The organism is Acidithiobacillus sp. M4-SHS-6, assembly GCF_047421495.1.
Lineage (GTDB): Bacteria > Pseudomonadota > Gammaproteobacteria > Acidithiobacillales > Acidithiobacillaceae > Acidithiobacillus.
Map to the genome: position 1 here is coordinate 2,280,892 of NZ_CP175559.1, position 25,514 is coordinate 2,306,405.

Below are 25,514 nucleotides of genomic sequence, written 5' to 3' on the forward strand. Positions count from 1 at the left end.
CCCTCAGGGCGCCGAGATTTTTTCCAGACGCGGGGTGGCGGGCAACCAGAGCGTCCGGGCAAAGCCCCAATCCAATAATTTCAGGCTTTGCCAGGAGGCCTTCCAAAAACCCCGGTTTTCATCGGTAAATGAAGGCACTCCCAAAATAACGGCAATGAGTTGTACCCCATTCTGGGTGCCGGTCGCAACCAGACAGTGACCTGCGGCGTTGGTATAACCACTTTTCATGCCCGTAATGAAGGGGACACGACCAACCAGCAGGTTGGGATTGGGACTGGTAATGCCAGCGTAGGTGAAATTTTCATGATTGAAAAAATGCATGTACTGGGGAAAATCCGTCATGATGCGACGGGCCAGCAGCGCAATATCATAGGGACTGGCGGTATTATTGGGATGGGGCAGGCCGTCCGGATCATAAAAGGTGGTGGATAACATGCCGATTTTGCGGGCGGTTTGGTTCATCTCGCGCACAAAAGCCGGTACACTGCCGGCCACCAGATGGGCCGCTTCGACGGCGGCATCATTACCCGAAGGAACCGTCATGCCCAAAATCATCTGCGCCACGGAAAAACGCAATCCGGGGTGCATGAACATGCTCGATCCCCCTGTTTGCAGGGCTGCCTGACACGGCACAAATTCCTGGTTCAGGCGCAAGCCCCCGGCGTTGATGTCCTTGAAAAGCAGGTACAGGGTCATGAGCTTGGTAATGCTGGCAATGGCGTAGGGTTGATAGGCATTTTTGGCCGCGATGATGGCCCCGGTTTGGGCATTCATCAGAATGTAGGCGCGAGCATCAATGGACGGCTGGCCGCTGTCGTCAGCCTGCGCGGCGGGAATGCTCAAAACCAGTGCCCAGCCCAATAAGACTAAAGTCCAGAACCCGATATAGCGTCCGGAAGAGCGCCGTTTTTCCAATAAAAATGCAGCGTTAGCAAACAGATGCGGCAGCATGGGTCAACCCTCCCCCATCAACAGAATGCAAAAAGTTTTAAAGCAACTTCTCAGGATAATGTCATATTAGGCTATTTTTTCTGAAATGCCTATAGAGTTCCCTCCTTTTTCAATGCTTCTGTCCTGCAGGATATGGCAGGCATTCCACAAAACTTATAGACTGGTCGGTATGAACTTACATGCATCCCTTTCCTATGCCACTCTCGCTCATTCTCCTCTTCTCTGGACCCTCGCCGGAATCATCGTTCTTGTGGCATTTTATGTCCGGGCGGTGATTGGCTTTGGCTCCGGACTGATTTCCGTGGCGCTGCTCACCTTGATTTTCCCCATCAAGGAAGTGGTTCCTGTGGTCCTGCTGCTGGATTTACTGGGTTCGGTGCTCCTCGGCGCCTATGATTTTCGGGAGATGCACTGGCCGGAGTTACGCTGGCTGATTCCCGGCAGCATTGTCGGTTTGGCCATCGGCTCCTACATCCTCGCGGATACCGACGCCCAGAATCTCACGCGTTTTCTAGGGGTATTCATTCTCGCCTATGTGGTCTATGCCCTTGTCATGAAGCCCGACCGCCTGCCCCGCATCAGCCTGCCTTGGGGAACGCCCCTGGGTATTTTCGGGGGCGTGGTGGGTAGCCTCTATGGTGGCGGCGGGCCGCCCATGGTGGCTTATCTGCAGATGCGCCATCTGGACAAACGCGCATTTCGCGCCACCTTTCAGGGAATTGCCCTGACGGACAATATCCTGCGCGGATTCATGTACGTTGCCCTGGCCCTGTTGACCTGGCAACTGGCGGTGGGATTCCTGATGCTGATTCCGCCTGTACTGCTGGGACTCTGGGCAGGGAATCGCCTGCACATGCGCATCAATCAACGCACGTTTTTATTGGGAACCTTGGCTTTACTGACCCTGGTCGGACTGAAATATCTCATTTAACCCATTGAATGACAAGGAGACTACATGGCTTTACGCAGCATGGACGAACTCAGACAACAGGCCCAGGGCGCACAGTCCCTGAATATTGCCTTCATTGGCGTCGTCAATGGACTGTTCAGTGCCCTGCACCAGCTTCAGCAGGCAGACACCCATCGCCTCGCCGAACAAGCCGGCATGGATGAAGGTTACGTCCGGCGTTGGTGTGATGCCGCTTATGCTTTTGGCTGGCTGGAACTCAATGCCCAGGATCGTTGGCAACTCAGCGAGGATGGTGACAGCATGCGCCCGGAAGTACCGGGCAGCCGGATGGCTACAGCAATGGGTTCGGTATTGTCGGCGCACATGGCCGAGCGCGCCGCGGGGCTGATGCGCACCGGTGAACGACCGGGCGAACAGGTGCTAGCTGAACGGGAAACCATTCTGCCCTGGTTCGGGCTGATGCTGGAGAACAATTTTCGCAAGACATTCGAGGAGAAAATCTGCCCGGCCGTCCCCATCTTTGCCGAAGTCGACGCACGCGGTGGGCTGGCGGTGGACCTGGGATGCGGCAATGGCTGGTATTTGCGGGCACTCGCCGCACGCTGCGGACATCTGCACGGTCTGGGGCTAGATGGCTTCGCCGAAAACATCCGCCAGGCGACGGAAAAAGCCCAAAGCGAGGGTGTTGCGGATCGCCTGCATTTTAATGAAGGCGATATCCATCAGTTTTCCTTGCCGGGGCCCGCCGATCTCATCGCCATGAATCGCGCCCTGCATCATGTCTGGGAAGACCGTGGTGAGATTTTTCAGCGACTGCACGCCAGCCTGAAACCTGAAGGCGCCATCGTCATCTGGGAGCCAGCCTGGCCCGACGATCACCGCGTGCTGCGTGAGCCGCCGCTACGGGGCATGGCCTTTCAAAATCTGACCGAGCATGTGCAGGGCAACCATTTCCTGCATCCTGAGGAAATTGCCGCAGCCCTCAGCGAGGCGGGATTGAAACCAGAAATATTCCCCTTTGGTAGTGATGTTGTGGTGGTCGGTCGGGCCTAACGCCCAGATCTCCCGGCGCGGCGTGCGGTGTTCTGTCAGGCAAGTGCTGATCGCGGGCAGGCCCCACGGCCGTGTCACCCATTGCATTACGACAGAGTTGCCCTTATCCTACGCGGCAATGGGGGCGGTAGCTCAGCTGGGAGAGCGTCGCGTTCGCAATGCGAAGGTCGGGAGTTCGATCCTCCTCCGCTCCACCAAATAAAACAAGGGGTTAGGCGAAATGCCCTAACCCCTTGTTGTTTTTCGCTGCAATTATGCGCCCTTAGCCCTGAAACAAGGTGCAGCATGGCGACCATCAACCCCAGAATGGATCAGGATAAAAACGTGATTGGCTGGCAAGCCATCATTCGCAAACGTGGGTTTCCGTCCCAGACGCGGACATTCCGGTCAAAGAGAGATGCCGAGTCCTGGGCCAAGATCACAGAGAGTGAAATGCTCCGGAGCGTCTGGTGCAATCAATCGGAGCGAGGCTGAGAACACTACCCTGGCAGAAGCTCTGGATCGCTACTCGAAAGAAGTATCCAGTCGCAAAAAGGGTGCTGTAATGCTCTGGCGGCATGTAGATATGAGGAAACATGTGCTTTCAGTGCCAGATTCCAAAACTGACGATCCGGCCGAGTACCGCTCTCCAGTCGCGCCTTGGCCGTACTAGATGCCTTACCCCGCCGCATGGATAGTGAGTGTGGGGTGTCAGGGCAGATAGCATCACACAAGCCTTTGCTCGCGCCTGTCACCGCGCAGCCATTGATGACTTACGCTTCCACGACCTGCGCCACGAGGCCACCAGCCGCTTCTTCGAGAAGGGCTTGAACCCGATGCAGGTGGCGGCCATTACCGGCCACAAGACCTTGCAGATGCTGAAGCGATACACGCACCTGCGGGCGGAGGATCTGGCGAAGTTGTTGGGGTGACGACATCATGGCAGCGTGAACTTTCGACTCGCTGAAGTGCGCTAACCGGTTGAAGGCTGCGGGGCAGTGGCAAGCATGGCGTATGACAGCATGCTCACGTGTGGGCAAAATAAAAATTGAAGAATTTCGATGTACGAAGGCTTTTATCCGCACATCGTTTCGGATATGGTGCTCCAAAAGTCGTGACTCGATTGAAGAGCCTAGCCTTGTGTCATATTTAGAGAAATCCCCGTGAAGGAGATTTTTTGCTCGGTGGCTACATATTGCCAGACCGTAACACTTTGACAGGCCGCTAGCTATTTTGGAATCTATTTAACAATTCACTTTTGACAACATCAACACCCTCATCAAGGAGGGCATCTGCATCCTCATCGTGAGGGAATAACATTGCTGCCGGTTTATGGACCAATGAATCTTTGTTGATTTCTTTGATCGACTTCGTTCCAGTCAGCGTCATCGCCACCTTCATCTCGTTCTCGATAAGGTTAAGCAGGTTTGCCACGCCCGCCTGACCGCTGGTGGCCAGCGCATACAGATAGGGACGACCCAACAGTACGCTATCAGCGCCCAGCGCAATCATGCGTACGACATCGAGACCGGTACGAACACCACTATCGGCAAGAATGGCGATGTCCCCTTTCACCTGCCTCGGCAATGGCAGGCAGGGCGCGCGCCGACGAGAGCACCCCGTCCAACTGGCGACCGCCGTGGTTGGATACCACAATACCGTCCGCACCAAAGCGCACCGCGTCGCGGGCGTCTTCCGGGTCGAGGATGCCCTTGATCACCATCGGTCCGCCCCAGAACTCGCGAATCCACTCCAAATCTTTCCAGGAAATCGAGGGATCGAAGTTTTTTGCCAGCCAGCCGATGTAATCTTCCAGTCCGATGGGTTTCCCCAGATAGGCGGAGATATTCCCCAGATCGTGGGGCCGCCCGTTCAGACCCACGTCCCACACCAACGTAGAGACCGGTTTCAGAGCACTTTACCACAACGGTGGTAAAGGTTTTCATGACGCTCTCCTAATGCGCTATAGTATAGCAGCTCGCAGCCAGACGCCCAACGTTCAAGCTCGGGGGCGCGCCGCTTTCGGCGCGCCCCCTGGAGCCAGTGTTAGCCGTGGCTTTTGACATCAACGGAAAACGCTCGGGATGGCGAATGGACTCGGCGAACAAGTCGATATCCAATTGCGGCCAATAGACATGATCGGGGCTGGGCCATTCCACGGCACAGATTTGTTCGATGGTGGCCTGCCTGAACCATGGGAACTCGGAAAACGGCAACAACAATTCTTCCTCACCGAGTAGCAACCAGAATCCATGCTTTGAGACGTGCGTGACCTCAGCGGCCAAAGTATTTGTTCCAGGCATCGGTGATCTCCTGCAAATGACCGTCGCAGTCGAAGGTGGGTGCCTTGACCACCGGGTTGATCTGCTGGAACTCCGCGAAGCCACGGAAAACCGAGAGGGACTGGTGCTCGAACTTCAGGCCGAGAAGCTGAAGGGAGATTGCTACGCGGCGAACGTAGGGTGAGTCGAGCATGCCGATGAGCTTCAAGGGACCTCCTGTGACGGCTAACGTAAATTGGGCACCACGGTTACAAGGCCGCGATGAACTCGTCAGGCGATACGTCCGCCTGACGCAAGACACCTGCCAACGTGCCCACTTTGACTTCGCTGTGCATGGGAACGACACAGCCTTTGGAGCCACGGCGCATGATGACATGGCTTCCGGATTGGCGAAGCTTCTGGAACCCCAGGCGCTCCAATGCCCGTACTATGGCAGCCCCCGAAACGTGAGGCAGCTTAGGCATGGGCAGTAACGCTGAATGTGGTTACCAGCGGATGTCCTGGCGCGGGGATAGGAAACTCGGACAGATAGAGCGTCGTAGCCTCTTGGAGGTTGGCGATAGCCTCCTCGACGGTTTCACCTTGTGTAGTGGTGCCAGTTTCTGGATTCAAAGCAACGTAGCCGCCCTCCTCGGCGGGGGTAAGTACGGCGGTTAGTTCCATGGCTTGCCTCCAGTGGAGAAAAAATGATTTTAACTCAATCCGACCAGCGGTGCCTAACGTGTAGTTAAGGGGTGCGCCGCTTTTGGCGCGTCCCGCTTGAACGATGGGTTGGGCATCGCTGATCGAAGTGACACTGCGTACTACTTCCGTTGCGCCCAGTAGCCGGGACGACGCCTGTGATGCGCCACGGCGAGAATTCGAAGCTCCTCTGCGGTGACCTGATAGATGATGCTATATGGGAATCGACGGAAAATATATCGTCGGCGCTTGCTTCGGAACGCAACACCAAGCAGAGGGTTGTCCAGAACGAGATTGGCCGTTCGTTCAAACTCAGCCACAAGCGCGAGACCAAGCTCGACACCCGCCTTCAGCGTATAGAATGCTGCTGCGTCATGCAGTTCGGCGAGCGCCGGTGGAGCAACGACGAGCTTCACTTCAGCGCTGCACGGACCTGTGCCAGAGCGTCAGCAATTGGAATGACTTGCAACACCCCACTTTCGATGTCAGCAATTCTGCGCTCGGTTTCGGCGGCCCACGCTTCCTCAATCTCGGTATCTTCGTCGAGACTAGCGAGCAATAGCTGAGCGAAAGCTGCGCGCTCCCCTGCAGTTAGTTTCAGGGCTTCGGCTTCGAGCAATTCGAGTTGATTTCCCATGGCTAATGTCTCCGTAAAGATAATATAAAGTTATACCGCGAGTTTGGTGCCGAGTGAAGGGGAAATGTCCAACGAGATGCCCAACGTGACTGAGTTGAGCGGCGTTCCGCCAATATGGACTCGTCGGCTGGCACTACGTTTGCGCGGAACGTCCGTTCCAACGTTTGAGTTCACCCGAGTGCGCAAGCGGGCGAAGCCCGCTGTAGCACTTCGGGTGCAACGAAGGGTTAGGCCACCGCATAGTTGGAGACCTCTATGAGGTTCGCGTCCGGATCTCGGAAGTACACTGAGGTTATTGGCCCGGTGGCACCGGTGCGCGTGACCGGCCCTTCAATGACTGGGACGCCACAATTCTGAAGGTGTGAGACGACCTCCGGAATTGGCGTAGAGGCTATGAGGCAGAGATCTGCGGAGCCCGGAGTGGGAAGCGAAGCTTTTGGCTCGAACTCTCGACCGTGGGCATGAAGGTTGACCTTCTGGCGACCGAAGGCTAGTGCCTTGCGCTCGCCAGCGAAGGAGATCACTCGCATGCCGAGGACGCGGGAGTAGAACTCGCAGGTCGCTGAGATGTCGGCGACTGTGAGCACGATGTGGTCGATGCGATCTATCTGCATACCTGGTGAATCGGTGGCCTCGGTGGCCTAACGTAAATTGTACTGCACCATAGTGCTGTGTCACATGGGTAACTGCAGACTAACATGAGTGAGCGTACATGGCTACAACGGGCACTACAAACACCCTGATTCGCCAACCACGGTTGCTGGAGCAAGTACGGGATGCGCTGCGACTGCTTGACATCCTCCCCGCCCTAAAGGACTGAAGGACGGAGATTCCTACGGCGCTCAATGCACAAGGCACGGAGTCGCTTCGGCGGGTTCCTGCTTCATCGGGGCTGCTCCAACACGCACCGAGGCGCGTGTAGAGGCTGACATCCCCTCCCACAGGCCATGACGGCATGCCCTGCCGCCAGTATGTTGCTAGCGGCGTTCACGTCGGCATGTGCCGTGTGGCCGCAAGCAACGCACTCAAATCGGGATTGGGTGGTGCGACTCTCCTTTGCCACATGCCCACAGGCCGGACAGGTCCGGCTGGTGTTCCGTGGATTGACCGCCACCACGATCCCGCCGCGCCATGCCTGCTTGTACTCAAGCTGTCGGCGGAACTCGAACCATTCCTGATCGAGAATGGAACGGTTCAGTCCCGCCTTGGCGCGGGTGTTTCTGCCCGGTTGCTCGACGGTTCCCGACGCTGACCTGGACATATTCCGTACCTGCAAATCCTCGATCACAATGCCCGCGTGGTTTTGGCTGAGTGTCGTGGAGAGCTTGTGCAGATGGTCGCGCCGGATATTGCCGATCCGGGTATGGAGCTTCTGGACGCGGGCTTTGGCCTTGATCCAGTTGCGGGAGAACTTCTGTTTGCGGCTCATGGCGCGTTGATACCGCGCGAGCCTCTGTGCATGGCGTTTGCGTGCATCCACCGGGGCAATGATCTCGCCGGTGGACAGAGCGGCGAAGTTCGCCACGCCCATGTCCACACCGACGATGCTGGAGGCAGGATGCGCAGGATCTTGAACTGCACGTTCGGTCTGGATGCTCATGAACCATTTGCCGCCGTTGGCCGATACGGTGACGTTCCTTACCGCACCCAACGCCTCCCGGCTGTTGCGGTAGCGCAGCCAGCCGAGCTTGGGCAGAAAGACGCGGCTGTTGCCCTGATCGAGCTTGATCTGCTTCGGCTCTGGGTAGCGGAAGCGGTCGGAACGTCCTTTTTTCTTGAAGCGCGGAAACGCGGCACGCTTGGCGAAGAAGTTGGCATAGGCGCGCTCCAGGTCCTTGAGTGTCTGTTGCAGCGGGTGGACGGGTGCATCGGCCAGTCAAGGGGCCGTGCGCCCTGAGGGTAGTGGTGCGCCGTTACGCCATGCCGTGAGTTCCTTGCACAGCCCGGGGTAGCCGAGCTTTTTCTCGCCTGCCTCGTAATGCTTCTTCTGCAAGTTCAGCGCCTCATTGAACACGACCCGGCATGAACCAGCAAAGCGGCGCAGCAGACACCACACTGAAACCCAAGGACGGCTGCGCCGCTATCCTTCCCCGCCCTGAACGGCGGGGCTTGCCGCACCTTTGTCATACGGGGCTTTCTTAGCCTGGCTGCAGAATGGAGCCGATCTGGGTGGCGGGATGCCATTTTGCGATATTTAGCGCAAATCCAGCGTGAATATCTGAGCACCTTCTAATGAAGTTATCTTCTTCAAATAATAAATAACTTCTTATTTTTTAATATAAACGATATTGTCTATCTATAAATTATTTATTCTTCCATTTCCTTTTTAAATGGACTATCTATTCCCAATAGGAGGTGATGGATATGTTAAAGAAATGGCAGATGATAACTATGTTGGGGCTGGGGTTGACCGCGTTGACCATGGCTACAGCAGCTGATGCAGATTCGAGTACTGCTGTTACCACAACAGTTAATAGTCATGTTGCCGCCCCTGCTTTCATGTCCCCCAGTTGGGCACATGAACTCTGCATGGCCTGGAACAAAAACCGCACACTGACGGAAAAACTCGCTGGATCATGGGTGAAAAATAACGGTGGAACAGGTTATAAGGTGATGGAGCTTTCTGACTCCAACATGAAAACCACCCCACCGGTACAACTTGAAGTCGCTTTGAGAAATGGCAAGGCGGAATGTATTTATGGTGGTGCCGTCAAGGTCAACAAACTGAATTACAACTACGACTACAAAATGTGGGCGACTACGCATGACTGGTATCACATGGGATCGCCCATGTTGGCCATGATGTTTGGACGCCTCAATTTCAAGGGACCGAAACTAGAAGCCATGGAAAACATGGGGCCATTTGCAACGTTCCTGAAACTGGTCAAAGAAACACCGGCTACTGTTCCAGGCGCTGGATCGTGATGAAGGTATGGTTGGACGAAGTGCAAATATTGTGACTTCGAGCCATTTCATCGCCTCGGTGCCGTGGATATTCCGCGCTACGTTTTCTTTCAGGTTGTCAGAATAATGTCAGGAGGTGAACCAATGGTACAAGAAGATCAAGTACTCGACGCACGTGGCCTGAATTGCCCATTGCCTATCCTGCGCGCCAAGAAAGCGCTCGGCGAACTCAGTTCCGGTCAGGTATTGAAGATTGTGGCTACCGACCCAGGGGCCGTAAAGGATTTCGAAGCATTTTCCAAACAGACCAAGAACCCGCTTCTGGATCATGCGGAGGCGGGTGGTGAGTTTATCTTCTTCATTCAGAAGGCCTAATTGATAAAGATTGGAATAAGTGCCAGTGAGGAGTTGAAATGGACGAGAAGAAATTAGCTATTATCGCCACAAAAGGGACCTTGGATTGGGCCTATCCTCCCTTCATTCTGGCCTCCACCGCAGCCGCTCTGGGTTATAACGTAGAGATATTCTTTACCTTTTATGGCTTGCAGTTACTGAAGAAAGACCTCCGTCATCTGCGTGTCAGTCCCTTGGGGAATCCAGCCATGCCCATGCCCGTACCCATGCCCACGCTGTTGATGGTAGTTCCGGGTATGGAAGCCATGGCGACTTCCATGATGAAGAATAAAATGAAAGCCAAGGGCGTGGCTCGTCTGGATGAATTGCGTGAGCTTTGTCTGGAGGCTGAAGTGCACATGATCGCTTGCCAGATGACCGTAGATCTTTTTGAGTTTGATACCGCTGACTTTATCGAAGGTATTGAATTGGGTGGTGCAGCCACTTTTTTTGAGTTCGCTGGCGACGCTGATATCACTCTTTTTATCTGATGGTGATATACTTATAAAATTACATCATAAAAGCATGGAGGCAGTGATTGTCATGTCAGCTCAAACAAACAAAACTTCTGCATCGGATCCAACCCTATACTTCAAAGCACGTTATGGAAACTTCATCAATGGCCGATGGACTGAACCTGTAGGAGGACAATATTTTGAAAATATCACCCCGGTAACAGGTCGAGTTTTATGCGAAGTGCCGCGCTCACAAGGAGCGGATATTGAACTGGCTCTGGACGCGGCGCATGCCGCGAAGGATGCCTGGGCACTCACCTCCCCTGCTGAGCGTGCGACAATCCTCAACCGTATCGCGGATCGCATGGAACAAAATCTCGACCTGCTCGCTACCGTTGAAACCTGGGATAATGGTAAGCCAATCCGCGAAACCAAGGCCGCAGACCTGCCCCTGGCCATTGATCACTTCCGCTATTTCGCTGGTTGTCTACGCGCTGAGGAAGGGGGAATCAGCGAAATCGATCATGATACCTATGCATACCACTTCAAGGAACCGCTCGGGGTAGTCGGTCAAATCATCCCTTGGAACTTTCCGATTCTTATGGCCGTTTGGAAACTGGCGCCAGCCCTTGCCGCAGGCAATTGTGTGGTACTGAAACCCGCTGAACAGACCCCCGCTTCCATTCTGGTGCTACTGGAGTTGATTGGAGAACTGTTGCCTCCGGGTGTGGTCAACGTGGTCAACGGTTTCGGATTGGAAGCGGGTAAACCCTTGGCTGCGAACAAGCGTATTGCCAAAATTGCTTTTACCGGCGAGACCACCACTGGTCGAATGATCATGCAGTATGCCTCGCAGAACATCATCCCGGTGACGCTTGAACTGGGCGGGAAGTCTCCGAACATATTTTTCCCGGATGTCATGTCTCGTGATGATGGTTACTTCGACAAGGCACTTGAAGGGTTCGCGATGTTTGCGCTGAATCAGGGGGAGGTTTGCACTTGTCCTTCACGTGCATTGATACATGAGTCGATATATGATGCTTTTATGGAACGCGCACTCAAACGCGTTGCTGCCATCAAGCAGGGAAATCCACTTGATCCCTCTACCATGATCGGAGCACAAGCCTCACAGGAACAGATGGAGAAAATCCTGTCCTATCTGGGTCTGGGTAGACAAGAAGGAGCCCAGTGTCTGATTGGTGGAGAGCGCAACATCCTGAATGGAGAATTGAGTGACGGTTTTTATATAAAACCGACGATATTCAAAGGCAACAACAAGATGCGCATCTTCCAGGAGGAAATCTTTGGACCGGTCCTGTCGGTTACGACTTTCAAGGATTTTGACGATGCCATCGCCATTGCAAATGACACCCTCTATGGCCTCGGTGCCGGCGTCTGGACAAGGGACCTGAACACGGCTTTCAAGGCTGGACGCGCCATAAGAGCCGGTCGTGTCTGGACAAATTGCTACCATGCCTATCCTGCACACGCGGCCTTCGGTGGTTATAAACAATCCGGTATTGGCCGTGAAAACCACAAGATGATGCTGGATCACTATCAGCAAACCAAAAATCTGCTGGTCAGCTATAGTGAACAAGCTTTGGGATTTTTCTGAGTCATGAATGAACCGGCGATCAAGGCGCCTGCGCGTGTGATCGCGACTACTGCAGCATTAGCGTTGATCAAGGTGCTGCAACATAAATATGGCGCGTTAATGTTTCATCAGTCTGGAGGGTGCTGCGATGGTAGCGCTCCCATGTGTTACCCCAATGGAGAATTCCTGCTAGGTGACAACGACCAGTTGCTCGGTTTTATCGGTGATGTCCCATTCTATATGAATAAGGATCAATTTGATTACTGGAAACACACCCAGTTGATTATTGATGTAGTTCCAGGACGTGGCGGCATGTTTTCATTGGAAGGCTCTGAGGGCAAGCGTTTTCTGACACGCTCGCGGCTGTTCACCGACGAAGAAGAAGAGAGCCTCATTTCATAAGACAAAAGAAATTAAATAGAAAAGCAAAGCATGGGAAGCTATATTGGGGTGCCTCTTCGCTGCTTTGAATGTAAAAAGGGAGACGGTTGCCCGTCTCCCACTAACCCTGAGGAGGGGTGTTCTTCAGAAATCGTAACCGACCTGAACGCCGTAAGAGTTTTCAGACATGGTTGTACTTGGAGCCTCTGGCCCGAATGGACCCGTACCTGGCTGCCCTGTATTGGTGACAGAGAACGAGTGCATATAGGCTTCCGTCAGCTTCCAACCCATCCCAAGCTTCTGGGTAGCACCAGCGGTAATGGCATTGGTCATGATTGCGGGCAGGATCACATTATTGCTGATGTTTTCGTTGCCAATGGGGTTAGTTCCGTGGCAATAACCGAGACGCACCTGCAACCAGTGATTGACCGTATATTGTGTGCCGATATTGGCCACCCACTCGTTTTTCCAGTGCATGGGCAATGGAAAGTCTGACATCCCGTTCTCCCATGGACCATAGATATTGAAGGTGTTCATGGTGTCATGCCAGTCGATCCACTGTCCCTCGACGCTCACGAGCCATTGCGGAATGGGCCGGATGGCAATACCGAGAGCAACCTGTTGCGGGTAATTCAAATGGGCACTGTACTGGCCCGGCCCACCGACTACCCCATGTCCAAGGTTCTGTATTCCCGCTTGCCAAGTAACCGGCGTAAAGATCATCGGCGACTTGTATGTTGCCCCCAATGTCACCATGTTATTCACCCTATACAAGGCACCCACAGTAAGGCCCACACCGTAGGCCCAGCTTGGCGAAGACAGATTCAACCCCCCCTGCACCGGCACTGACGTTGGATAAGGAGCAGACATGCCAGTAGGGAAATATTGCGTCGCGGTCTGCTGGAAAGAAACCTGCTCTGCCGCCAGGTTGAGCGTGGCACCAACGGCCAGGCGATGGTTCACCTTCCACGCCACGGTAGGTGCCATTTCCATGAAGTTGATACTGCTGAAGCCTTGAGCATACCCGCCCATGGGCATGCTGGGATTTGGTGCCAAATTCTGCAAATAGTTCACACCCATGCCAGATGTGCCGTAGATGCCACCGCCGAATACCCAGTTCTTGGCAAAGGCCGGGGCCACCCAACCTATGGCGGGTACGCCATAGATATTACTATGACTGCCGATCTCACCTGCACCAAAATTGCCCTTCCTTATCGGATTGAAAATCTCGGCAGAAAATGCCGCCTGGGGCCTCAGGAGCGCCATACCGGCAGGATTGCTCATGGCCGCCGACAGGGGATCATCGGGGGCCGCCACCACGGCACCGCCCATACCCATGGCATACTGACCAATGCCGATCAACTGATAACCATTCGTTGCAAAAGCATCTGCTGAAAGACCGAGGGAGATCGCACCCACGACCGCCGCATACAAGATAGTTTTTTTCATCATCTACTCCTCGCGATTTCCGTCAAAACTCGGTGATATTATCTGGATTGCCTAAAACCCGTGATTCAGTATCTAAAAGTATCATCTTTTTGTGCCATTCTTGCAACAAAACATTGCCAGATATCTCAATGAATATTTTGATAAGCAACAAAAAGCCAATAATGACGGCAAATAACTACATTATAATATTGTATTGCTCTGCGCGAGCGTCTCCTGCTGTTTGTCATTCAATGTCCTTGGAAAAAATGACGTTTATGGGGAAAATTTGAAGCATGTTTTCCTGTCAAATGGAACCCATTGGAAAGGCGGTTGCTCGGAAAGGACGGACACAAATCGAAGCGGCCAAAAAACTCATTATTTCCCGCAGCCGGTTTTGCAGGATCATGGGCGGACTCATCAAGGATATTGGCGATGGATATCGACACTGCGAGATATTCAGCCAAAAATCAGGAGACTATGGCTTTGCGGGCATTGGTGAAAATCTGCATCCACGGAGTGAACTCACCCCCATCTTCCGGCGCCCAGCTCATCTGCAGGCTGCGCACCACCCGTTCGGGATGGGGCATCAAAATGGCAATGCGGCCATCGGCATTGCAGAGCCCGGTGACGCCATCCGGCGAACCGTTGGGATTGGCCGGATAACGATGTGCCACCTGCCCATGGGCGTCTACATAACGCAGGATGACGGGCGCCGGAGGAACCTTTTCTCCGGGAATATGGTCGAACCGGGCACGCCCTTCCCCATGGGCGATCACAATGGGCGCATAGGTGCCGGCCATCCCCGCGAACCATAAAGAGGGCGAATCGAGCACCTCCACCATGGCCAATCTGGCTTCAAACTGCTCCGAGCGGTTGCGGGTAAACAATGGCCAGTGCGCAGCTCCGGGAATGATCTCCCGTAATTCGGCCATCATCTGGCAGCCATTACAGACACCCAGCGCCAGACGCGATGTATCGGCAAAAAAGGCGGCAAACTGATCCCGCAACAAGGGATGATACAGTATGGACTTGGCCCAGCCCGCGCCAGCACCCAGCACGTCTCCATAGGAAAAACCGCCGCAGGCTGCGAGCGCCTGAAAATCCTTGAGATGGTAACGTCCCTGGAGCAGATCACTCATATGGACGTCGATGGCCGCGAAACCGGCGCGGTGAAAGGCAGCAGCCATCTCGACCTGACCATTGACGCCCTGCTCACGCAGGATGGCAACCTTGGGCGGTATTCCCTGCTGGATCATGGGGGCCTGGGGGGTGAAGGGCACCCGCGCAAAAAGCGGCGCCGCCGTTGCCGTTACCGCCGCAAAAGCTTCTTCGGCGCAATGCGGATCGTCACGCAGGGCCGCCATCCGGTAACTGTTTTCGGCCCAGGCCCGAAGCAAATCTGCCACTGCTTCGTCCAGCAAGGTCTCTTCGTCCTGCATCACCCGCAGTTGCCACTTACTTGGACGTACTACGCCAATACACTGTGCTTCCGCCCCCAATCCAGCTTCAGCAAAAATGCGGTGCGCGGCTTCCTGATCCGCCTGCCCCACCTGAAGCAATACGCCGGGTTCTTCGGCAAACAGGAAAGACCAGATATCCGTGTCGGCAGGCAGTTGAATCTCTGCGCCACAGCGACTGGCAAAGGACATTTCACAGAGGGTGGCCCAGAGCCCGCCATCAGCGCGGTCATGATAGGCCAGCACCAGATTTTCTTCCCGTAAGCGACAGAGGGCCATGAACAATTTGCGGAGCAATGCGGGCTGGTCCAGATCAGCCGTTTCCGCCCCCATCTGCTCCAGGGTCTGGGCGAGAATGGAGGCACCCAAACGCCCTTGCCCCAGGTCCACCAACCATAATGTGGTATTTGCCTGGGCCGACCATTGTGGGGTCCAGGTCTTATGGAGGTCATGCACCGGCGCAAAAGCCGAGATGACCAGGGACAGGGGCGATACCACCATTTTCTCCTGACCGGCTTCCTGCCAGACCGTCCGCATGGACAAAGAATCCTTGCCCACGGGAATGGCCAGATCCAGAGCGGGGCAGATCTCCAGTGCGGCCACTTTGACGGCGTCAAAAAGGGCGGCGTCCTCACCGGGATGATCAGCGGCCGCCATCCAGTTGGCCGAGAGCTTGATATGGTCCAGAGCCCGCACGTCTGCCGCCCAGAGATTGGTGAGGGCTTCGGCGATGGCCAGACGCGCACTGGCCGCAGGATTCAGCACCGCCACCGGGGCTCTTTCACCAATGGCCATGGCCTCACCATGGGTGTTCCAGAAATCTGCCGCTGTCACCCCACAATCGGCCACTGGGACCTGCCAGGGACCGACCATCTGATCGCGGTGGATCAATCCGCCAACGCTGCGATCCCCAATGGTGATCAGGAATTCCTTGCTGGCCACGGATGGATGGCGTAATACCCCATAGGCAGCATCGCGCAGAGAGGCTTTGGATAAATCCAGCGCCCGAGGGTGTACCGGGCGATGCCGGCTGTCTCTTTCCATTTTCGGCGGGCAGCCCAGCAGTGCGCTGAGGGCCATCTCCACCGGGGGATCCTGAAGCAGATTATCTTCCAAGAGGAGAATGTCTTCCTCTACGGCCTCTCCAAGGACGGCATAGGGACAATGTTCACGCTGACAGATGGCTTCGAAGCGCGGCAGATCGGCGGCCGTCACCGCCAGCACATAACGTTCCTGGGCTTCATTACTCCAGATCTGCATGGGCGACATGGCGGGTTCTTCATTGGGTATCGCCCGCAACTGCAGGCGCCCTCCCCGGCCACCATCATGCAGCAATTCCGGAATGGCATTGGACAATCCCCCGGCCCCCACATCGTGAATGGAGAGAATCGGGGAATCCGTACCCAGGGCAATGCAGCGCTCGATCACTTCCTGGGCGCGGCGTTGCATTTCCGGGTTGCCACGCTGCACCGAGGCAAAGTCCAGTTGTTCGTCACCGGCGCCACTGGCGACACTGGAGGCGGCACCACCGCCAAGGCCGATGAGCATGGCTGGTCCGCCGATGACCAACACTTTCGCGCCCACCGGCAAGGGCTTTTTCTCCACCAGTTGCGGACGAATCTGTCCCATACCGCCAGCCAGCATGATCGGCTTGTGATAGCCCCGATGCAGGCCATCCTGGTCACATTCAAATACCCGGAAATAACCGGCAATGGCGGGGCGGCCAAATTCATTGTTGAAAGCCGCCGCGCCCAGGGGGGCGTCACGCATGATTTCCAGCGCCGAGCGGATGCGTGCGGGTTTGCCATAATCCCGTCTTTCCCAGGACTGGATATAACCCGGAATACGCAGATGGGATACCGAAAAACCCGTCAGCCCGGCCTTGGGCTTGCCGCCTCGTCCAGTTGCTCCTTCATCGCGGATTTCGCCGCCACTGCCGGTCGCCGCCCCCGGAAAAGGCGATATGGCGGTAGGATGATTATGGGTTTCCACTTTCATCAGGATGGCGGTGTTTTCCTGGATGACACGATAATGACCATCAGGGTCTGCGGCGAAGGGCTGACTGACCGCGGTGCCGGCCATGACCGCTGCGTTATCCTTGTATGCCGACAGGGTTCCCTGGGGGTGCAAACGATGGGTTTCGCGAATCATGCCAAACAGACTCTGGGCCTGGGGCTCGCCATCGAGGCGGTAGCGGGCATTGAATACCTTGTGGCGGCAATGTTCGGAATTGGCCTGGGCAAACATCATCAGCTCTGCGTCACTGGGATCCCTGCCGAGATCGGCAAAGTACTTGCGCAAATACTCCAGCTCCGCCGGGGACAAAGCCAGGCCCATGTCGCGATTGACGGCCAGCAAGGCGCTCAGCCCCTCGGTCTGGAGGGGCACGCGGCGCAAATGCGCCGGTTCCCGGTGGGTGAATATGGCCTCGGCCGCCTCCCAGTCCGGCAGCACGGATTCGGTCATGGGGTCGTGAAGATGCTGGCGGATTTGTGCCAATTCTGCGGCACTGAAGCCTGCTCCGTCAGTACGCGTCAGCGTGTAGGATACACCCCGCTCCACCCGGCGCACGCTGCTGAGCCCACAGTGCCCCATGATTTCGCTGGCCTTGGTCGACCAGGGAGAAATGGTACCCAGACGCGGCAGCACGCAAATTTCCTGGATACCCGCATGATTGGCCGCGACAAAAGGCTCTCCATAGCGCAACAAGGCAGAGACAATCTCTACTTCTTCGACTTTGAGGGCTTCACTCAGGTCGAGCAGATGCACAAAACGGGCATGGAGCGAACGCACCGGAAGATGGGCTTCCTGCAGGCGGGCGAGCAGATGTTGCAGACGAAAGGCAGAAAGGGCCGCAGAGCCGCGCAGCAGCAGCATGAATGTGTGTCCTCGTTCAAGAAATCCGGCAGGATCCAGTTTGCTTGGCTCAGCTACAGGGGCACGCCCAGGCGTTGCGCCACTTCCAGGTAAGCCTCCACCACCCCCCCCAGATTCCGGCGGAAGCGATCCTTGTCCATTTTTTCCAGGCTGTGGGCATCCCAGAGCCGGCAGCCATCAGGGCTGAATTCATCGCCCAGATATAATTCACCCTGATAACGCCCGAATTCCAGCTTGAAATCCACCAGGATCAAATCCGCCTTGGCAAACAGGGCCTTCAGCAGGGTGTTCACGCGCACGGTCCAACGGCGCATGGCTTCCACCTCTTCGGCACTGGCCCAGCCAAAGGTGCGAATATGGGAGGTGTTGATCATGGGGTCATGCAGGGCATCATTCTTCAGGAAAAACTCCAGGATCGGCGGTTCCAGCACCCGCCCCTCTTCAATGCCCAGGCGTTTCGTCAAAGAACCCGCCGCACGATTGCGCAACACACATTCCACCGGAATCATGTCCAGCCGACGCACCAGGCTCTCCCGGGCGTCCAGACGCCGGATAAAATGGGTCGGTACCCCTTCGGATTGCAGATATTCCATGACGAAGGCATTGAAAGCATTGTTGACTTCGCCCTTGCGGGCAAGTTGCTCGACTTTTTCCCCATCAAAAGCCGAGGCGTCATCCTTGAAATGGAGGATCAGCTCGTCTTCCGCGCTGCTGGTATAAATGATTTTGGCCTTGCCTTCGTACAATGCCTGCCGATCTGTCATTGCGGCCGTCCCTTGGGAAATACCCGTGCGAAAATCCGGTCAACATTGCGGGTGTGGTAAGCCAGATCAAAGAGCTCGGCCAGATCTTGCTCCTGCAGATACTGGGAAACATCGGGATCGGCAGCCAGAAGCGTCTTGAAATCCGCATGCTTTTCCCAGACCTGCATGGCATTGCGCTGGACGACACGATAGGCTTTTTCGCGCAACATCCCTCTGGCCGTCAAGGCCAGCAAGACCCGCTGGGAAAAAATCAGGCCGTGCGTCTGGTTCAGATTGTCCATCATGTTCTGGGGATACACCACCAGCTTCTCCAGCAAGCCGCTGACCCGATGGAACATGAAATCCATGACAATACAGGCATCGGGGCCAATGACCCGCTCCACGCTGGAATGGGAAATATCCCGCTCATGCCAGAGCGCAATATCTTCCAGCGCCATACCGGCATAGCCGCGCATCAGCCGGGCCAGGCCGGTCAGGTTTTCGGAAAGAATCGGATTGCGCTTGTGGGGCATGGCGGAGCTGCCCTTCTGTCCAGCCGTAAAGGGCTCTTCGGCTTCCCGAACTTCCGTCCGCTGGAGATGCCGGATTTCCACCGCGATTTTTTCGATGGAACCGGCAATGATGGCCAGGGTGGTGAAAAATTCGGCATGACGATCCCGGGAGATCACCTGGGTACTGGCCAGTTCCGGACTGAGGCCCAATTCGTGACAGACCGCTTCTTCGATTTCCGGATCAATATTGGCAAAAGTTCCCACGGCCCCCGAAAGCATTCCCGCCGAAACCGCAGCAATGGCGCGCTGCAGGCGCTGATGGTTGCGTTGGGCTTCGGCATACCAGACCGCGACTTTCAGGCCAAAGGTAATGGGCTCGGCATGAATGCCATGGGAACGGCCCATCATGACCGTATCCTTGTATTTCCAGGCGAGATGCTCGAGAGCCGCACAAACCCGGTCCATACCCTTCAGGAGCAATTCACCGGACCGTTTGAGCTGCAGGCCAAAACCCGTATCCACCACATCCGAAGATGTGAGGCCGACGTGGATGAAGCGGCTGGAAGGCCCGACAAACTCAGCCACCGATGTCAAAAAAGCGATGACATCATGCTTCACTTCCAGCTCGATTTCGGCAATACGGGCACTATCAAAAGCCGCCTTCGCCTCGATTTCCGCCAGGGCGTCAGCGGGAATTTCGCCACGAGACGCCAAAGCCCGGCAGGCAGCCAGTTCAACGTCGAGCCAGGCCTGATATTTGGCGTCCTGGGTCCACAAGGCACCCATTTCAGGACGGGTATAACGCTCGATCATGCGTTACCCTCCGACTGGGGGGTCAGCGCGGTCTGCAATTTGTTGAGTATTTCCAGGGCTGCTTCCGGAGCCTTTTTACCCTTTTTCGGTTCGGTTTCCAGCACACTGCCGGCATCGTCCTTCATGGCCAGCAAACGAACCCGCACGGAAACCGGCTCCCGGGCTTTCGGACTGCTCCAGATATCCTGGATGCTGCTCCAGGCACGGCTGAACATACCGCCAAAAAATCCCTTTTTCTCGGAGGCTTGCTTGCTGCCTTCATGCACCATCACCGTCCAGTTACCCAGCCCCTCGCTGCGCACCGGGTACCCCAGACCCTGCAGGGCCATTTCAACTGCCGGTTGGGCCTTGGGCGGAACCGCATTGAGTACCAGATAAGGACCGCGATCGTCCCGATAGCGGGTAACCTTGATTTTGGGCATTTCCGCCAGAATGCTGGTCTGCTGCAAATGCTTCTGAATAGTCTTGAGCAGATCCCGATTATGATCGGCATCGGCGGGAACCTTCTTCCATTCCACCGAACTGCCCTGGGGATTATTCCAGTAGCGTTCCTGCTGGATGCTCAGCACCTGGGCACCATCGCTGCCAGGCTGCAAATGAAAGGCATATCTCTCCCGATAGGAAGGGGCCAGGCTGTTGCCAAAAAAGGCCGTGATCCCGGTCCGGAAATTATGCCAGCCGGTCACCAGTTCCCCTTGCTCCGGAGAAAACTTTTCAATGGGCGTCTTGCTTTCTGCCAGGGTCGCTTTCACGGCTGACCAGATCTGTGCGGGCCGGGCATGGATACTCAGGCTGAGGTCAGCACCGGTACCCAGAATCTGGGATCTCACACCGGGCAAGGGTTTCTCTTCGATGGGCTGCTGTCCCGGCGCTTCGCGGGGCCTAAAAACACCATATCCGCCTTTGGTGTTGTCCGCTACGGCCGCAGGATTGACAGGCCCGCCCGGTATGGTCACGCCGGGTGCCGGCACCTGCGCCAACAGGTCTGGCGGAACGGCGAGGGGTTTCATGACCTGCGAATCCGCGTAGTCAGGACCCGTACTCGTGTGCAGAAAAGGGATATACGAACACCCCCCCAAACCCAGACTGGTTACCACGGCAAGTGCAACATAACGGCGCATGCAAAACTCCACTAAACGCGACAGAGCGCGACAAAAATCAAAGACAACGTGCTGCTCGCAGACTGCTGCGCAGACGCTCGTGATACCTCTCGGCCAGAGGGGTCAGGGGCAGGCGCAAGGCAGGCCCCAAGCGTCCCATCTCCTGCAAGGCCCATTTCACCGGAATCGGATTGGATTCTACGAATAAATCACGGTGCAGTCCCACCAACTGGGCATTGACCGCCCTGGCGGCCACAAAATCACCGGCCAGGGCCAGTCGACACATTTCGGCCATCAGGCGCGGAGCCACATTGGCCGTCACCGAAATGACTCCTCTGGCACCCAGAGACATGGCCGCAAGGGCTGCGGCATCATCTCCGGTATAGACTTCCACCTGATCACCGCAGAGCCGCAGGATTTCCGCCACCCGCTCGACCTTGCCGCTGGCTTCCTTGATACCTACCACACAGGCGCGGGGTGCCAGCCGCGCCACGGTTTCCGGCAGAATATCCCCGCCCGTCCGGCCCGGCACATTATAGAGGATCATGGGGAAATGGCAGGCTTCGGCAATGGCCGTATAATGCTGAAAAAGTCCTTCCTGAGTGGGCTTGTTGTAGTAGGGAGAGACCAGCAGAGCGGCGTCCGCCTTGGCTTCCATGGCGGCCTTGGTGAGGCTGATGGCTTCGTGGGTGGCATTGGCGCCGGTTCCGGCGATCACCGGCACTCGCCCCCGAACCTGTTCCACCACCGTGCGGATCACCGCAACATGTTCTTGCATTTCCAGGGTGGCAGACTCACCGGTGGTGCCTACCGCAACCAGGGCATGGGTGCCTTCACTGATGTGCCACTCTACCAAATCCCGTAAGGCATGATCATCCACGGCGCCATCTGCGCGCATGGGCGTCACCAAAGCTACCATACTGCCGTGAAACATGATTTTTATGCTCCCGCTCTTGCGCATTCCATTACTGCATGGGATGGTACTTGCCCAATAGGGTACTGGCAAGGTAAAGGATTAAAAACGGTGATTCTTACACGCTGACAGATGACCATGAGCGCTTCAACACGAATGATTATCCCCGCAGGGGCAGCGGTAGGTCTGCAGCGGTGCCCCATACCATAACAAACTGTTGATGGATATTGAGGAGGTAGAGTCTATTGGCTGACGCAGGCTGAGGCGATGGATCTGTCACGTTTTCTACGACCAGATGTGAAGGCGCTATGATTATGAAGTCACCTGAAAAATCTGGTGCTCCCAAGGGGGCTCGAACCCCTGTTACCGACGTGAGAGGCCAGTGTCCTAGACCGCTAGACGATGGGAGCAGTGTCGGGGATTATAAGGATCTGGCAAATAATGGCAAGTATAATCAGTCAACCAGCAAACTGCAGGATAGCCCAGAATTGCAGCGCCGTGCCCGCGATAACGCAAACATGCCAGATAGAATGAAAATATTTTCGCCGATCCAACAAAAAGAAAACAACCCCCACGGTATAAGCGGCACCGCCACCCAGTAATAGCCATAAAAACCAGCCGGGAGAGGCTCGATACAAGGGAAACACCGCCAACACCGCCAACCAGCCCATCACTAAATACAGGGCTAGAGACAGAGAATAAAAGCGCTTCCCGGTCAGTACCAGCAATAAAATGCCTGCCAAGGCCAGCACCCATTCCGCCACCAGAAGAACCATTCCCCAAACATCATGCAAAACCATCAGGGTTACGGGTGTATAGGTTCCGGCAATCAACAGATAAATGGCCGAACGATCCACCCACTGAAAAAAAAGCTTGGCATGCCCCTGGGGCATCAGGTGGTATATAGTGGATGCCCCATATAAAAGCACAATGGTGATCACAAATACCGAGATGCTGACAATGGCCAGAGCCTTGCTGTGCAGGGCTGCACCCACCAGCCAGAGAATAAATATCAGCAAAGCCCCTATGGCTCCGGCACCGTGCAGAAGTCCGTTAATCCATTCTTCGAGCCGAGTCTGATCTCTTTCTATTGATTGGTCCGACAATGTACACCTGCTGTTCGGGAGCTTGTGCTGCTAGTTATACCACTTGCCGGTGGAACAATCACCCGTAGTCAGACACCCATGATCGGAACACGCAAATGGGTTCCTGCTGGCTCTTCGCCATGGGCAAGGTTGTTGGCGAGGCGCAGCGCTTCCACACTGAGGCCATAAAGTCGCGCAACTTCCGTGAGGGTTTCATGCTGTCCCAAAACATGATTGGCCGAAGACCAGCAACTACCGGTTGGCGGTGCCTTGACAAAATGGGCTACGATGGCATCGTGCATACTCCGCGCCAGAATCTGCCTGAATTCTGGATCACGCAAACGCCGCTCTTCCTGCGGATTGGAGATGAACGCGGTCTCCACCAACATGGAGGGGACATCAGGAGCGCGCAACACCACAAAATTGGCATGTTGCACCGCCGCATTATGCAAGCCCTCCACCTCCGCAAGGCCACGAATCATCACATCCGCAGCAGCCGCCGCCGCATTCATGGCGGCCGTCTGGGTCATATTGATCAACACCTCATTGAGCATGGGATCCTGTCTACCTGCAGGCAACCTGGCCAATACAGGGTCTGCAGCATTTTGCGTTTTCGCCAGCCAGCGGGCAGCGGCATTGCTGGCGCCCTTCCCGGATAAAGCCCAGACCGTGGAGCCACGCACATCGGGATCAGGAAAAGCGTCGGCATGAATGGAAATAAACAAGTCGGCACGCCGCTGTAAACCTAGATGCATGCGCGACAGCAGGGGAATATAGTGATCGCTCTGCCGGGTCATCAGCACCTGAATCCCTGGTGTCCTGCGCAGATGTTGCGCCAGAATGAGACCCACAGCGAGGACGACATCCTTTTCCCGGGTACCGTGCACGCCCACAGCACCAGGATCATGGCCCCCATGACCGGGATCCAAACAAACCACGATGGGACGTTCAGGTGGAAAGACGCGTGCAACCCTACCGGCATCCGCCATTTTCCAGGTTCCCAGCAGGGCTCCACCCAGAGCTAATTGCTGAAGAAATTGGCGTCGATTAGCGTAAGCACCAGATGAATCATGCACAGCACGCTCCCCACCTATTTTGAAATCATCAGTTATTAGGGGTAATTTACTGTTTATTCAAAGGAAGTCAAGACAGGCGGCCGGGCGCATCCGGATTCTCTGTACAGATTCTGGACTAGACTCCCTGAGCGCCGAGCCAGCGCTGAATATCTGCAGCACCCATGGCACCACTGACGCGCGCTTGTTCTTTGCCGTTTTTGAACAGCAACATGCTGGGTATGGAGCGGATCTGGAAACGAGCGCCCAAAGACTGTTCTTCTTCCGTATTCACCTTGGCAAACAGCACACGGCCACGCAATGCGCGGGCGGCCTGTTCAAACTGGGGTGCCATACTTCGACAAGGACCACACCAGGGAGCCCAAAAATCCACCAGTACAGGCAGCTCATTTTTCTGGGTGTAAGTGCTGAAGTGCGCAGCATCCAGGTTGACGGGATGGTCCGGAAAAATTTCGGCATGGCACTTGCCGCATTTGGCATTATCCCCCAAGCGTTCTCGAGGAACACGATTCAGCCCTCCACAAGAAGGACACACCACCATCAACGCTGTCATATTCTCCTCCCATTTTCGCCCAAGTCACCGCTCTTGCAGCTCATCCCGAGGCGCAACCTGCAAAAGTGGATCCAGCGCCCCGCGATGATTCAAGACAGCCAGATCATCAGAACCGCCCACATGCTGACCATTGATGAAAATCTGCGGTACCGTGCGCCGTCCGTGGGCACGCTCCTGCATTTCCCGGCGCAAGGCCGGGTTGTGATCCACCCGGATGATTTGCGGATTGACGCCCTTACTACGCAGCAAAGCTTCCGCCCGGTGACAGTAAGGACAGGTTCCCGTAACGTACATCAACACATTGGCAGCAATTTTCATTTTTCGACCGGTAAACCGGCACTCCGCCAAGCACTGATACCACCCTTGAGACTGTATATTTTATCAAAACCGGCCTTTTTCAGACTGGCTGCCGCCCGGGCCGAACGCATCCCACTGGCGCACTGACAAATAACATGATGACCGCGATGTTTCTCAAGATCTTTCATGTACTTGGACAAATCCCCGAGAGGTATGTGCCGTGCGCCGGGGAGATGCCCCTTCGCCCATTCATTTTGTTCACGCACATCAATCACCACGGCTTCTTCATGATTGATGAGCTGCACGGCGGTCTTGGGGTCCACCTCGCTGATGCCTGCCGCCTTACGCGTCAGGGGGCCTTTGAAAATCATGATAACCAAAGCCACTGCGGCCAGCAAAAGCGGCCATTGTGCCTGAACAAAAGTGAGAATTTTAGCTTCCAT

The 25,514-nt window shown here is 55.6% G+C and carries 29 protein-coding genes, 2 tRNA genes and 1 pseudogene; 9 read left to right on the forward strand and 23 right to left on the reverse strand.

What is annotated here, in order from left to right:
* Positions 1-3: 3 nt before the first annotated feature.
* On the reverse strand, positions 4-951 hold the full coding sequence (locus tag ACJU26_RS11820; protein WP_414039842.1) for a D-alanyl-D-alanine carboxypeptidase family protein: 948 nt from the start codon (positions 949-951) through the stop codon (positions 4-6).
* A 169-nt stretch (positions 952-1,120) separates the two neighbouring features.
* Here ACJU26_RS11820 and ACJU26_RS11825 point away from each other — a divergent pair, with 169 nt between their 5' ends.
* From ACJU26_RS11825 to ACJU26_RS11840, 4 genes are all read left to right on the forward strand, one after another.
* The gene (locus tag ACJU26_RS11825; protein ID WP_414039843.1) at positions 1,121-1,882 is read left to right on the forward strand and encodes a sulfite exporter TauE/SafE family protein; all 762 of its coding nucleotides are present in this window, start codon (positions 1,121-1,123) and stop codon (positions 1,880-1,882) included.
* Positions 1,883-1,906: 24 nt separating this feature from the next.
* Positions 1,907-2,914 carry a class I SAM-dependent methyltransferase gene (locus ACJU26_RS11830; protein ID WP_414039844.1) on the forward strand — a complete coding sequence of 336 codons (1,008 nt, stop codon included), beginning with the start codon at positions 1,907-1,909 and terminating at the stop codon, positions 2,912-2,914.
* Positions 2,915-3,035: 121 nt separating this feature from the next.
* Positions 3,036-3,111, forward strand: a tRNA-Ala gene (locus tag ACJU26_RS11835).
* 483 nt (positions 3,112-3,594) lie between these two features.
* Complete coding sequence (locus ACJU26_RS11840; RefSeq protein WP_414039845.1) at positions 3,595-3,825, forward strand: tyrosine-type recombinase/integrase; 231 nt, start codon at positions 3,595-3,597, stop codon at positions 3,823-3,825.
* A gap of 292 nt (positions 3,826-4,117) precedes the next feature.
* Here ACJU26_RS11840 and ACJU26_RS11845 read toward each other — a convergent pair.
* The 10 genes and pseudogenes from ACJU26_RS11845 to ACJU26_RS11890 all read right to left on the reverse strand — a co-directional run.
* A pseudogene (locus ACJU26_RS11845) lies at positions 4,118-4,781 on the reverse strand (alpha-hydroxy-acid oxidizing protein); the annotation flags it as partial.
* A 67-nt stretch (positions 4,782-4,848) separates the two neighbouring features.
* On the reverse strand, positions 4,849-5,196 hold the full coding sequence (locus ACJU26_RS11850) for a DUF2442 domain-containing protein (RefSeq protein WP_414039846.1): 348 nt from the start codon (positions 5,194-5,196) through the stop codon (positions 4,849-4,851).
* Entirely contained in the window at positions 5,168-5,383 is a 216-nt protein-coding gene (locus ACJU26_RS11855; protein ID WP_414039847.1) for a glutathione S-transferase N-terminal domain-containing protein, read from the reverse strand. The genes ACJU26_RS11850 and ACJU26_RS11855 overlap by 29 nt, the downstream gene beginning before the upstream one ends.
* A 40-nt stretch (positions 5,384-5,423) precedes the next feature.
* Positions 5,424-5,639, reverse strand: a complete 216-nt coding sequence (locus ACJU26_RS11860; RefSeq protein ID WP_414039848.1) for a type II toxin-antitoxin system HicA family toxin — start codon at positions 5,637-5,639, stop codon at positions 5,424-5,426.
* Positions 5,632-5,838: a type II toxin-antitoxin system HicB family antitoxin gene (locus ACJU26_RS11865; RefSeq protein WP_414039849.1), complete on the reverse strand. Its 207-nt coding sequence runs from the start codon at positions 5,836-5,838 to the stop codon at positions 5,632-5,634. The genes ACJU26_RS11860 and ACJU26_RS11865 overlap by 8 nt, the downstream gene beginning before the upstream one ends.
* Positions 5,839-5,978: 140 nt before the next feature.
* Entirely contained in the window at positions 5,979-6,272 is a 294-nt protein-coding gene (locus ACJU26_RS11870) for a type II toxin-antitoxin system RelE/ParE family toxin (RefSeq protein ID WP_414039850.1), read from the reverse strand.
* Entirely contained in the window at positions 6,269-6,493 is a 225-nt protein-coding gene (locus tag ACJU26_RS11875; RefSeq protein ID WP_163097870.1) for an addiction module protein, read from the reverse strand. Before ACJU26_RS11875 ends, ACJU26_RS11870 begins: the two co-directional genes overlap by 4 nt.
* 227 nt (positions 6,494-6,720) lie before the next feature.
* Positions 6,721-7,107 carry a VOC family protein gene (locus tag ACJU26_RS11880; protein WP_414039851.1) on the reverse strand — a complete coding sequence of 129 codons (387 nt, stop codon included), beginning with the start codon at positions 7,105-7,107 and terminating at the stop codon, positions 6,721-6,723.
* Positions 7,108-7,376: 269 nt separating this feature from the next.
* Positions 7,377-8,369 carry an RNA-guided endonuclease InsQ/TnpB family protein gene (locus ACJU26_RS11885; RefSeq protein ID WP_414041977.1) on the reverse strand — a complete coding sequence of 331 codons (993 nt, stop codon included), beginning with the start codon at positions 8,367-8,369 and terminating at the stop codon, positions 7,377-7,379.
* Positions 8,370-8,549: a helix-turn-helix domain-containing protein gene (locus tag ACJU26_RS11890; RefSeq protein WP_414039852.1), complete on the reverse strand. Its 180-nt coding sequence runs from the start codon at positions 8,547-8,549 to the stop codon at positions 8,370-8,372. It abuts the gene before it with no gap.
* A 302-nt stretch (positions 8,550-8,851) separates the two neighbouring features.
* Here ACJU26_RS11890 and ACJU26_RS11895 point away from each other — a divergent pair, with 302 nt between their 5' ends.
* From ACJU26_RS11895 to ACJU26_RS11915, 5 genes are all read left to right on the forward strand, one after another.
* Positions 8,852-9,418, forward strand: coding sequence for a hypothetical protein (locus ACJU26_RS11895; protein ID WP_414039853.1), 567 nt, complete (start codon positions 8,852-8,854; stop codon positions 9,416-9,418).
* Positions 9,419-9,541: 123 nt separating this feature from the next.
* Complete coding sequence (locus ACJU26_RS11900) at positions 9,542-9,772, forward strand: sulfurtransferase TusA family protein (RefSeq protein ID WP_414039854.1); 231 nt, start codon at positions 9,542-9,544, stop codon at positions 9,770-9,772.
* A gap of 38 nt (positions 9,773-9,810) precedes the next feature.
* Entirely contained in the window at positions 9,811-10,281 is a 471-nt protein-coding gene (gene dsrE2 / locus ACJU26_RS11905; RefSeq protein WP_414039855.1) for a sulfur carrier protein DsrE2, read from the forward strand.
* 52 nt (positions 10,282-10,333) lie between these two features.
* The gene (gene adh, locus ACJU26_RS11910; RefSeq protein ID WP_414039856.1) at positions 10,334-11,860 is read left to right on the forward strand and encodes an aldehyde dehydrogenase; all 1,527 of its coding nucleotides are present in this window, start codon (positions 10,334-10,336) and stop codon (positions 11,858-11,860) included.
* Positions 11,861-11,863: 3 nt separating this feature from the next.
* Entirely contained in the window at positions 11,864-12,241 is a 378-nt protein-coding gene (locus tag ACJU26_RS11915) for a DUF779 domain-containing protein (protein ID WP_414039857.1), read from the forward strand.
* A 123-nt stretch (positions 12,242-12,364) separates the two neighbouring features.
* Here ACJU26_RS11915 and ACJU26_RS11920 read toward each other — a convergent pair whose 3' ends face one another.
* The 12 genes from ACJU26_RS11920 to ACJU26_RS11975 all read right to left on the reverse strand — a co-directional run bounded on the left by ACJU26_RS11920 (position 12,365) and on the right by ACJU26_RS11975 (position 25,514).
* Positions 12,365-13,672, reverse strand: coding sequence for an OmpP1/FadL family transporter (locus ACJU26_RS11920; protein ID WP_414039858.1), 1,308 nt, complete (start codon positions 13,670-13,672; stop codon positions 12,365-12,367).
* Between the two features lie 443 nt (positions 13,673-14,115).
* Positions 14,116-17,982, reverse strand: coding sequence for a phosphoribosylformylglycinamidine synthase (purL, locus tag ACJU26_RS11925; protein WP_414039859.1), 3,867 nt, complete (start codon positions 17,980-17,982; stop codon positions 14,116-14,118).
* Between the two features lie 53 nt (positions 17,983-18,035).
* Entirely contained in the window at positions 18,036-18,746 is a 711-nt protein-coding gene (gene purC / locus ACJU26_RS11930) for a phosphoribosylaminoimidazolesuccinocarboxamide synthase (protein WP_414039860.1), read from the reverse strand.
* Positions 18,743-20,050, reverse strand: coding sequence for an adenylosuccinate lyase (gene purB / locus ACJU26_RS11935; RefSeq protein WP_414039861.1), 1,308 nt, complete (start codon positions 20,048-20,050; stop codon positions 18,743-18,745). The genes purC and purB overlap by 4 nt, the downstream gene beginning before the upstream one ends.
* On the reverse strand, positions 20,047-21,171 hold the full coding sequence (gene bamC, locus ACJU26_RS11940; RefSeq protein WP_414039862.1) for an outer membrane protein assembly factor BamC: 1,125 nt from the start codon (positions 21,169-21,171) through the stop codon (positions 20,047-20,049). The genes purB and bamC overlap by 4 nt, the downstream gene beginning before the upstream one ends.
* Positions 21,172-21,208: 37 nt before the next feature.
* Positions 21,209-22,084, reverse strand: a complete 876-nt coding sequence (dapA, locus tag ACJU26_RS11945) for a 4-hydroxy-tetrahydrodipicolinate synthase (RefSeq protein ID WP_414039863.1) — start codon at positions 22,082-22,084, stop codon at positions 21,209-21,211.
* 313 nt (positions 22,085-22,397) lie between these two features.
* A tRNA-Glu gene (locus ACJU26_RS11950) sits at positions 22,398-22,473 on the reverse strand.
* A 48-nt stretch (positions 22,474-22,521) separates the two neighbouring features.
* Positions 22,522-23,169 carry a PAQR family membrane homeostasis protein TrhA gene (gene trhA, locus ACJU26_RS11955; protein WP_414039864.1) on the reverse strand — a complete coding sequence of 216 codons (648 nt, stop codon included), beginning with the start codon at positions 23,167-23,169 and terminating at the stop codon, positions 22,522-22,524.
* 68 nt (positions 23,170-23,237) lie between these two features.
* Positions 23,238-24,224 (reverse strand): N-acetylmuramoyl-L-alanine amidase, encoded by a 987-nt coding sequence (locus ACJU26_RS11960; protein ID WP_414039865.1) that lies wholly within the window; start codon positions 24,222-24,224, stop codon positions 23,238-23,240.
* Positions 24,225-24,339: 115 nt separating this feature from the next.
* A complete protein-coding gene (gene trxC / locus ACJU26_RS11965) occupies positions 24,340-24,774 on the reverse strand; it encodes a thioredoxin TrxC (RefSeq protein ID WP_414039866.1) in 435 nt (144 codons plus the stop codon).
* A gap of 24 nt (positions 24,775-24,798) precedes the next feature.
* Positions 24,799-25,092 (reverse strand): glutaredoxin 3, encoded by a 294-nt coding sequence (gene grxC, locus ACJU26_RS11970; RefSeq protein WP_414039867.1) that lies wholly within the window; start codon positions 25,090-25,092, stop codon positions 24,799-24,801.
* Complete coding sequence (locus tag ACJU26_RS11975; RefSeq protein ID WP_414039868.1) at positions 25,089-25,514, reverse strand: rhodanese-like domain-containing protein; 426 nt, start codon at positions 25,512-25,514, stop codon at positions 25,089-25,091. Before ACJU26_RS11975 ends, grxC begins: the two co-directional genes overlap by 4 nt.

What these genes read in the sequence shown, in the direction of transcription:
- ACJU26_RS11820 (WP_414039842.1), bottom strand. Translation starts at nt 951, where the DNA reads ATGCTGCCGCATCTGTTTGCTAACGCTGCATTTTTATTGGAAAAACGG.
- ACJU26_RS11825 (WP_414039843.1), top strand. Translation starts at nt 1,121, where the DNA reads ATGAACTTACATGCATCCCTTTCCTATGCCACTCTCGCTCATTCTCCT.
- ACJU26_RS11830 (WP_414039844.1), top strand. Translation starts at nt 1,907, where the DNA reads ATGGCTTTACGCAGCATGGACGAACTCAGACAACAGGCCCAGGGCGCA.
- ACJU26_RS11850 (WP_414039846.1), bottom strand. Translation starts at nt 5,196, where the DNA reads ATGCCTGGAACAAATACTTTGGCCGCTGAGGTCACGCACGTCTCAAAG.
- ACJU26_RS11860 (WP_414039848.1), bottom strand. Translation starts at nt 5,639, where the DNA reads ATGCCTAAGCTGCCTCACGTTTCGGGGGCTGCCATAGTACGGGCATTG.
- ACJU26_RS11865 (WP_414039849.1), bottom strand. Translation starts at nt 5,838, where the DNA reads ATGGAACTAACCGCCGTACTTACCCCCGCCGAGGAGGGCGGCTACGTT.
- ACJU26_RS11875 (WP_163097870.1), bottom strand. Translation starts at nt 6,493, where the DNA reads ATGGGAAATCAACTCGAATTGCTCGAAGCCGAAGCCCTGAAACTAACT.
- ACJU26_RS11880 (WP_414039851.1), bottom strand. Translation starts at nt 7,107, where the DNA reads ATGCAGATAGATCGCATCGACCACATCGTGCTCACAGTCGCCGACATC.
- ACJU26_RS11895 (WP_414039853.1), top strand. Translation starts at nt 8,852, where the DNA reads ATGGATATGTTAAAGAAATGGCAGATGATAACTATGTTGGGGCTGGGG.
- ACJU26_RS11900 (WP_414039854.1), top strand. Translation starts at nt 9,542, where the DNA reads ATGGTACAAGAAGATCAAGTACTCGACGCACGTGGCCTGAATTGCCCA.
- dsrE2 (WP_414039855.1), top strand. Translation starts at nt 9,811, where the DNA reads ATGGACGAGAAGAAATTAGCTATTATCGCCACAAAAGGGACCTTGGAT.
- adh (WP_414039856.1), top strand. Translation starts at nt 10,334, where the DNA reads ATGTCAGCTCAAACAAACAAAACTTCTGCATCGGATCCAACCCTATAC.
- ACJU26_RS11915 (WP_414039857.1), top strand. Translation starts at nt 11,864, where the DNA reads ATGAATGAACCGGCGATCAAGGCGCCTGCGCGTGTGATCGCGACTACT.
- ACJU26_RS11920 (WP_414039858.1), bottom strand. Translation starts at nt 13,672, where the DNA reads ATGATGAAAAAAACTATCTTGTATGCGGCGGTCGTGGGTGCGATCTCC.
- purL (WP_414039859.1), bottom strand. Translation starts at nt 17,982, where the DNA reads ATGCTGCTGCTGCGCGGCTCTGCGGCCCTTTCTGCCTTTCGTCTGCAA.
- purC (WP_414039860.1), bottom strand. Translation starts at nt 18,746, where the DNA reads ATGACAGATCGGCAGGCATTGTACGAAGGCAAGGCCAAAATCATTTAT.
- purB (WP_414039861.1), bottom strand. Translation starts at nt 20,050, where the DNA reads ATGATCGAGCGTTATACCCGTCCTGAAATGGGTGCCTTGTGGACCCAG.
- bamC (WP_414039862.1), bottom strand. Translation starts at nt 21,171, where the DNA reads ATGCGCCGTTATGTTGCACTTGCCGTGGTAACCAGTCTGGGTTTGGGG.
- dapA (WP_414039863.1), bottom strand. Translation starts at nt 22,084, where the DNA reads ATGTTTCACGGCAGTATGGTAGCTTTGGTGACGCCCATGCGCGCAGAT.
- trxC (WP_414039866.1), bottom strand. Translation starts at nt 24,774, where the DNA reads ATGACAGCGTTGATGGTGGTGTGTCCTTCTTGTGGAGGGCTGAATCGT.
- grxC (WP_414039867.1), bottom strand. Translation starts at nt 25,092, where the DNA reads ATGAAAATTGCTGCCAATGTGTTGATGTACGTTACGGGAACCTGTCCT.
- ACJU26_RS11975 (WP_414039868.1), bottom strand. Translation starts at nt 25,514, where the DNA reads ATGGAAGCTAAAATTCTCACTTTTGTTCAGGCACAATGGCCGCTTTTG.